This is a genomic window from Congregibacter sp. (genome assembly GCF_045107095.1).
Lineage (GTDB): Bacteria > Pseudomonadota > Gammaproteobacteria > Pseudomonadales > Halieaceae > Congregibacter.
In genome coordinates this window covers 55985-63485 of the sequence record NZ_JBGCFU010000045.1, presented here as the reverse complement: position 1 = coordinate 63485, position 7501 = coordinate 55985, and the positions used below count along the sequence as shown (strand labels likewise).

At 55.9% G+C, this 7501-nt stretch carries 5 protein-coding genes and 1 pseudogene; 2 read left to right on the top strand and 4 right to left on the bottom strand.

The genetic code is table 11. From position 1 onward, the window contains the following. Positions 1 to 703 (top strand): annotated as a pseudogene (locus AB8B76_RS08665) (hydroxymethylglutaryl-CoA reductase); the annotation flags it as partial. Positions 704 to 821: 118 nt separating this feature from the next. Next, a complete protein-coding gene (locus tag AB8B76_RS08660; protein WP_405271717.1) occupies positions 822 to 1262 on the top strand; it encodes a hypothetical protein in 441 nt (146 codons plus the stop codon). Positions 1263 to 1283: 21 nt separating this feature from the next. Here the strand turns inward: AB8B76_RS08660 and AB8B76_RS08655 are convergent, their stop codons facing one another. The 4 genes from AB8B76_RS08655 to AB8B76_RS08640 all read right to left on the bottom strand — a co-directional run bounded on the left by AB8B76_RS08655 (position 1284) and on the right by AB8B76_RS08640 (position 7420). Then, positions 1284 to 2222 (bottom strand): NAD(P)-dependent oxidoreductase, encoded by a 939-nt coding sequence (locus AB8B76_RS08655; RefSeq protein WP_405271715.1) that lies wholly within the window; start codon positions 2220 to 2222, stop codon positions 1284 to 1286. A gap of 64 nt (positions 2223 to 2286) precedes the next feature. Then, positions 2287 to 3240, bottom strand: coding sequence for a universal stress protein (locus tag AB8B76_RS08650; RefSeq protein WP_405271713.1), 954 nt, complete (start codon positions 3238 to 3240; stop codon positions 2287 to 2289). A 2-nt stretch (positions 3241 to 3242) separates the two neighbouring features. After that, on the bottom strand, positions 3243 to 5792 hold the full coding sequence (locus AB8B76_RS08645) for a YbcC family protein (protein WP_405271712.1): 2550 nt from the start codon (positions 5790 to 5792) through the stop codon (positions 3243 to 3245). Positions 5793 to 5812: 20 nt separating this feature from the next. Continuing rightward, positions 5813 to 7420 carry an NADH-quinone oxidoreductase subunit L gene (locus AB8B76_RS08640; RefSeq protein WP_405271710.1) on the bottom strand — a complete coding sequence of 536 codons (1608 nt, stop codon included), beginning with the start codon at positions 7418 to 7420 and terminating at the stop codon, positions 5813 to 5815. Between the last annotated feature and the right edge of the window lie 81 nt (positions 7421 to 7501).

The following is a 7501-nucleotide window of genomic DNA, read 5'->3' as shown; positions in this document are numbered from 1 at the left end:
CTACTGCGCGCACAATTTTGTGTACACGCGCTTTGACTACAGTACGGGTGACGCGGCGGGGCAGAACATGACCAGCCGAGCGACTTTCGTGGCCTGTGAATGGATCCGCGAGAACTACCCAGCATTAAAGAACTACCTTCTCTCAGGCAACTTCGACACAGAAAAGCGCACGTCCTCTGTCAACCTTCTGAAGAACCGCGGCAAGCGCGTTACCGCAGAAATCACCATTCCCCGTGAAGTTTTGGAGCGCAACTTGCGCATCACCCCTGAAGCGATGCACTACGGACAGGGCATCACCACAATCGCCTCGTTCCTCACGAACTCCTCGAATAATGCGGCGCATCCGGCGAACGGTTTAGCTGCGCTCTATCTGGCGACAGGCCAGGATATCGCCAATATCGGGGAATCCAATCAGTGCACGACCTACAACCGTGTGACCCGCGAAGGCGACTACCATTTTTCTATCACTCTTCCAGCGCTCATCGTAGCCAGCTACGGCGGCGGGACCAACTTGCCCACGCAGCGTGAGTGTCTAAAAATGATGGATTGTCACGGCCAAGGAAAAGCTTTGAAACTTGCTGAGATTGCAGCCGCTCTCGTGGTTGCGGGCGAACTTTCACTGGGCGCAGCGACCCGCGTTGACAAGAAGACCCGGCAAAACGAATGGGTCGATGCCCATGAGCGCCTGGGACGAAACCGCTAAAAAACTGTGACCTAGGTCACACATTGGGGTGCAAGAGATATGCACCCCGGCTTTTGATCCATAGCTTAAAAGTTATCCAAGACGGTGAGAGGATGACGATGTCGAGCGAGGGAAACCTATGGTTTTACTGATTCTTGGTCTTGTCGCCCTCATAGGTGTCGCAGCCATCTTACTGCGACGGCCCAAAAAGAAGCACCTTCAAAACAACCGACGCAACCGGCGCAAGCAGCCCTGGAAGTCCACGGGTAAGGGTAGCGTTCAACAGGCCCCCTCTGGCCCCTATGCTGCGGTCTCGATAAAGCCCTGCCCAAATTCTTGTGCCGCTGCCTTTGAAACTTCTAATCTGCGCTACCTGAAGTCTTCGGCGCCATCATTGCCGATAGAGGGCTGTAATAGTCGCGATTGCCAATGCAGCTTTACCCATCACCTGGATCGGCGCGGAAATAGCGACGAGGATCGTCGCATTGGCATCGGCCTCCAAACCGAACTCTATGGAACCTCTGGCGAAACGAATCGGCGAAAGAATCAAAGGGGCCGACGATTGGGTGACCGCCACTAACGCATTGAGTTTAAGACCCGGCTAATAGCCACGATCGAAGTCTATCAACCCCTGCAATGCATCACCCTTTTGATAGCGCTGCAAGTTATCCAGAAACACTTTCACGATACTGTCCAAGCGCGTTGGCGCAGCGGTATGCGAAGTGACATAAACCCCGGGCGTGTTCCACAAGGCATCATCGTCGCCCAAAGGCTCGTCCTGAAACACATCCAGCACCAGAGCCTTCAATCGACCCGATGCTTTGGCACTCAGCGCCGCCGATAGATCCAGAGAATTCGCGCGCCCTCCATTGATCACAATTGCCCCCGGCGCCAGTCGATCAAGCACAGCAGCGTCTACAAGACCATCCGTAGCCGGCGTGTCCGGAAGAATCATGATGAGCACATTCAGATCTTCTGCGAAGGCCAGGCGATCTTCCCTCGCAAAACACGAGTTGCATCCGGGCGCTGATCGGCCATCGCTATTGAGGCCACGGACTTCCCGTACAAACGGAGTGAAGGCGCAGGCGACCGCGCTACCAATGCTTCCCACCCCTGCGATACCCACTCGGAGCTCTGACAGGCCGCGATCAATCTTCGGTTGCCACTGTTTGGCACTGGCATGGCTGAGCACCGATCGTTCAATCGCCAGCACCCATCCAAGGGCATATTCGCTCATACTAGCGCCGAAGACATCTTTGACTCCAGTCAGTTGGTAATCACGACGGGGGCATTCAAGAAACGGAGTAATGCCAGCCCAGGTAGACTGCACCCAGCGCAACTTAGGCATGCGCTCCAACAGCGGCGCGAGGACATCGGGAGCTCCAAGAGCAATCTCGGCGGCGAGTGATTCATCCTCCAGAGACTCTGAATCGGAATGAAAGTAGAGCTCAACGTCCGCCGGCACGCGACAGCTCATATCACCTTCAAACGCCTCTTTGAGAGCGTCTGCACGCGTACTGACCACCGTGATTTTCAACACTTACTCTTCTCCACTACAGCCTACCCCTAGTGTGGCATAAGCTATCAGCAGATCGTCGTGCTAATTAAGACTGGCGAGCGAGCATGAGGGGCGACACAAAGCCCGGTGGTTTAAGCGCTAGTACAGGGATACTGCCGCCAGCGAGAATAGATTCGGTGGTCGCGCCAATAAGCACGCCGGGATTAGCTGAAGTTCCCACAGTACCCAACACCAGCATGCCTGCATCTGTGTGCTTCACCAGCCCTGCTACTGTGGGCACCGCCATACCCTCCACATGGTGCGCTCTTACGCGCAGCGGATCCTCAGCGATGCTCTCGATACGCTGAACAATTCGCTTAAACCACTGCTCGCTATCGCTCTGCTGCTGCTTTCGGTACACCTGCTGCTCGCTGTCCGACAGCTCTAGCACAACATCATCGAGAAGCTCAGCGCCATAGGGTTGCCAGGCGTGCAGCACGTGGACATCACCATCGCGGGTCTGCGCCAAACCCAGCGCCGCCTCTGCAAGGGTCATAGCGAAGGCTTCTGCCGCTCGCGTCCCACTTGCTATTTCGCGATCCAAAGCCAAAACAACGTCTTTACTACGAGTCTCCCTCACGGGGTGCAGAGCCCAAACGGTACAGGGGCACTTGCGCATCAAGTGCATCCCCGTCGCGTTGAGGCCTATACCGCTGGCCATTTGCACCGGCTCGCTAATATGCACGACGAGATCAAAGTCCTGCTGTACCACCTGCTCTGTGATCGTGACGAAGGGAACACCAGTGAACACGGAGTAATCGATTACCGTGTGACTGGCAAACAGGTCACAGATACGACGAAGACGCTGAAAAGCGCGGGACCATCGAAGTTTACTTACCCGCTCGATCACACCGCGGCTGTCCTGCATTTCCGGCGCCGGTTCGACCACTTCACATACCGTGATGGCCGCACCGTGGGCACGAGCTACCGCAACCACCTGCTCCAGACAGGCCTGATCGTCGGACTCTGCGTAAACCAGAATATCTCTGAACTGCTTCAAACTTAGGACTCCGCCGCCATCGCGCTCGCATCGTCGAGCTTCGCCGACGCCCACTGTAATTCGCCAGCATATCGCGCGACAACCTTGCCTTCGTCGTAGACGGCGAACAGGTGCAGCCATCCATTGTCCGCCAGCTGCTGCAATTGCGGATGTTTTTCCAGAATCCGGTTGATCGCCGAGATGGGCGCGGCCAAAAACACTGAGAGGCGACGAGGGTCATGTACAAACTTCTCGCCGTTGTGCACAGACTGCATGGGCAGACCTACGCGAAGATCACCGCCGTTCCCCTCCAGTACTCCCAAGCTCCCACCCACAACGTTGTGCAGCGTTTTGTTACCACTACCAAACACTTTGTTATCCACCGTAGACCCGTAGTATTGCAGGCTAATCCAGCTCGCCACTACCATCGGCGCTGTCATGATGAGTTCGAGAATGCTGAAGTCCGGATCTTGCCGATAGTCATAGGAGTGCAGGAACGCCTGACCCTGGAGATCGATGTTTCGTGTAATGCTGCGAGGTGCAGCAATGAAGCCCGCGCAACCCGCCAGACCCCACTCGGGCCTCACCTCGCTCCAATCGCGGCTCTTTGCTTCCACGGCTTTTAGCGGATCAGCTCCCGGTGCAAAAGCCAAGAGCTTGCTTCGTTCCCCACGGGCCTGCTCCCCAGCTTCCAGCAGCTGGTCTTGTAATTCACTAATATCCTTTGCGTGGGATTCCGGCACAACGTCCAGATCAAAGAGCTCCACAACATCGGTTGTCGTATTGTGCAAGGCGGCGACGAATACCGTGTCCTCAGGAACATCAATCTCCCGCTCCTTAAGTCCTTCTCTGACCGGCGGGTTGTTCAGGATCATTGCTGCGAGTCGCGCGCTGGCCTCACCGGTTTGACCACCACAGGCACCGCAATCAAGACCCGTTGCATGGGCATTGTTTGTCGTACATGAACCATGTCCCGCGAGCATCACTACCCGAGCAAAGCCTTCAGTGAGCGACATACCTTTAAGCATAGACTGCGCAAAGTCGATCTGACTCTCGATACCAATACCTCCGCCTATTCCATCAACGGGCGTGAGCTGGGGACCCAGATCCCTGGCCAGATTTGGCGGCAAACCTCGGTGAGCAGGATGCGGCTCCGGGCGAGAAATGCCCAAGGTGTGCGCCGCCAGTTTAAACGCATAGGCCAGGCCATAACTTTCAACGAACACAAAACATGACACTGCAGAGTTTTTGAACGCTCGCCAACCATTGCTTAGATGCCTCCGCAGGCGAATGCGTCGTGACAAACGGTTGGTCATTTCCAGAGGCTGTCCCCGCAGAGACTCTTGTACGGCAATGGCAGGGGATAGCAGTACCGGACAGTGAGCCTCACCTCCCTCCCCTGCGAGTGGCTGATACTCGATAGGCAGGCCAAAGAACCCTGCAAACCCCAAAGTTTCGACGTCCTGACCCGCGGTCTCTATGGCCCGCCGCAATACTTCCGATCGCACATCAATACAAAATACTGCTTGCGCCGAAGGACGCTCGCTGGCCTCGCCACCAGATTTATGAGGTTGAGAGTTGGCTAGAGCGCCGATGGCTTGACGCTGCCACGCATACTCAAACGCTTCCTGAAGTACCTGATCAACCGATTCATCAACACTCAAAGAGCGCATAAGATCGGCGTTTGCACGCTGCGACTGCAAAGCTCGCCGCCACGCCATCTCGGCACCGTCTGTAGACAGTTCTTTCAGAAGCACTAACTCCCAGGACAGGCGAATCGCCAGCAGGTCCACAACCCACTTGGGAGACTCTCCGGCAAGCTCCTCCCCCCAGCCCTGATAGCGTGCGTAGGCCACCCACCCGCCAATACTGCTGAGCAATCGGTGGAGATACAAATCCAGAAGGTCCTCGGGCACCCCGAGCTTTTGCAGCACGTACTCGCAGACGTCCTCCGGTGTGTCCGGCAGATCAGCAAATGTCGCTTGAGCATCAGCTAGTCCCATGACCGTATCAGTGCAGTCGATAGCCGCTTCGCGACGCCAGGCCTCAAAAGGACGCAGGTCACGAAACGGTGACGGCCAGCTTGCCTGCCCCGCGTCGAAGTAACCCGATGCCCAATGCGATACGCGCTCAACGATGGCCGCAGGCCAATCATGCCCGCTAATCTCCTGAGCAATATCTGCACAGCTGATCAAGGCCTTACTCGAATCAACATCACGCTCTTGCTGCAGCACATCCATGACCGTCTTCAGCCCTGTTTCAGCTGCATGACTGCTTTGTTGCAACGCACTTTCGATATCACTTGTGAGCATACGGCCGTTGTCCAGCGCTTCGCGATAGAACGCGCGAGGCATCAACAGTTGGGCATCGCAGGCCAATGAGACACGTCTCGCCGCACGATCAAAGGGTTCGTCTGTGAAACCAAGAAACGGATTTACCGCGACAAAGTGCTCCAGGGACCATAGCGGCGCAATTCGCTTTACCGATTTCGATAGGGCTTCGTGGATAACGCTGCTGTCGGGCGAACGATTACCGTGAAGCTGTGTGACCGTGGCAGTTTTTCGTGCAGTCATGGGGGAATCCTCTCGAGAAATCATCGGTTCGCTTCGCCGCTAGCACGCGGCATCACGATCAACTGGTTAAAGATCTGGTTTACATAAAAGCCGTTCGACAGATGCACGTAGAACGCCTGCCAACGTGCGTTGCTGCGTGCGGAAGGTAGATACCACTGCAGGACAGTGACCGACGCAAAGGTAATCAACATGAGCATCATCAAGGCGAATTGGACGGTGTCGAGGCTGCCGGCGGTGGGGACACTCCCTTCGAAAATCAACACAGCAACTGCCTGCAACGTAAAGTACAAACCTGCAACCACCGCTGCCGTTGAGCTTGCCCGCAAGAGCACCAACGCGGAGCGCTGGTCTCGGCTGGATTGAATAACCAGGTGCATCGCGCCGAAAACCAGAATGGCACCAAGTCCTACGATCGCAGGCTTGGTCGCGATGGTGATGCCCACCACGCTACTCCAGATTGCGAAGATCCCTCCCGCAATCAAAAGGCTGAGCAAGATGAGACCCGGGCGCACCGGAGATGCTTTCTCAACAAAACCATTACCGCGAGCCACATCCACGACGCTTCCTGACGATAGAAACGCGTGTGCTTTGTAGAGAGAGTGAGCAACTATGTGCAGCATTGCTGAGGAAAAAGCTCCCAAACCACACTGGAGCAACATGAAGCCCATCTGCGCGACAGTCGAGTACGCCAGCGCGCCTTTGACACTGCGCTGAGTCATCATCACTAGCGATCCAAAGAGCGCAGTGACACCTCCAACGAGCAGTAGAGCGTACAGTGCGACTCCGCTGGCGGCGATAACATCTGCGAAACGAATAATAAGAAAACCACCGGCATTCACTATTCCCGCATGGAGAAGCGCGGACACTGGCGTGGGAGCTTCCATGACTTCGGCGATCCACCCGTGGGTGGGAAACTGCGCAGACTTGAGTAGTGCGGCCAACACCAGAAGCAGAGCGGGGGCGGCCGGAAAGGACTCAGCACCGTTTTGCGCTAACCCCGTAATGGTCGCTATATCGGTAGAGCCGGTGGCCTTGATCATGAGGGCTACGGCAACGCCGAGCGCCAGGTCGCTCCCTCTGGCAATAATGAATTTCTTGCGGGCGGCCAGTTGAGCTCGAGGGCGATCGGAATAGAACACCAATAAGCGGTGCAAAGAAAGGCTCATGCTAATCCAGCCTGCCACAAGCAAAATGACATTCCCTGCAATGGCGACGAGCGTGACTGCAGCAAGGGTTTGCATGAGGTAGCGTAAAAAATCCGCCTGCCTCGCGTCACCCATGAGATAGCTATGACTGAATCGCAGCACCACCAGTCCGACAAAGCTCACCAAGGTGGCCATGGCGACACTGACAGCATCAATACGAACAGAGAAGATGTCGGCCAGTAATCCGGGGGCATGAAAAGTTGCCGGCCCAAAGCTTGAGAGATACAAGATCGCTCCCATTGCTGAAAGCAAAGCTCCAATGCCACCCACAAGACTCAGCTTCCGGGCCCGGGCTTGCCGATAGTCATCCCCCTTCCGACAGAACAAGGAGGCCCCCAACCAGGTGAGTGGCAAAACGATAAACACTGCCGCGAGGAGCATCTGAAGAGGCGGTAGGAGTGAAACAGCGAGGGGGGTATTCATGACTTCAGCGCTCAGTTGGTTGACTGAGGTGCACTGTACGCAAGCGCTAGAAAATAAAAAAATAGAATGTTTTAACCAATA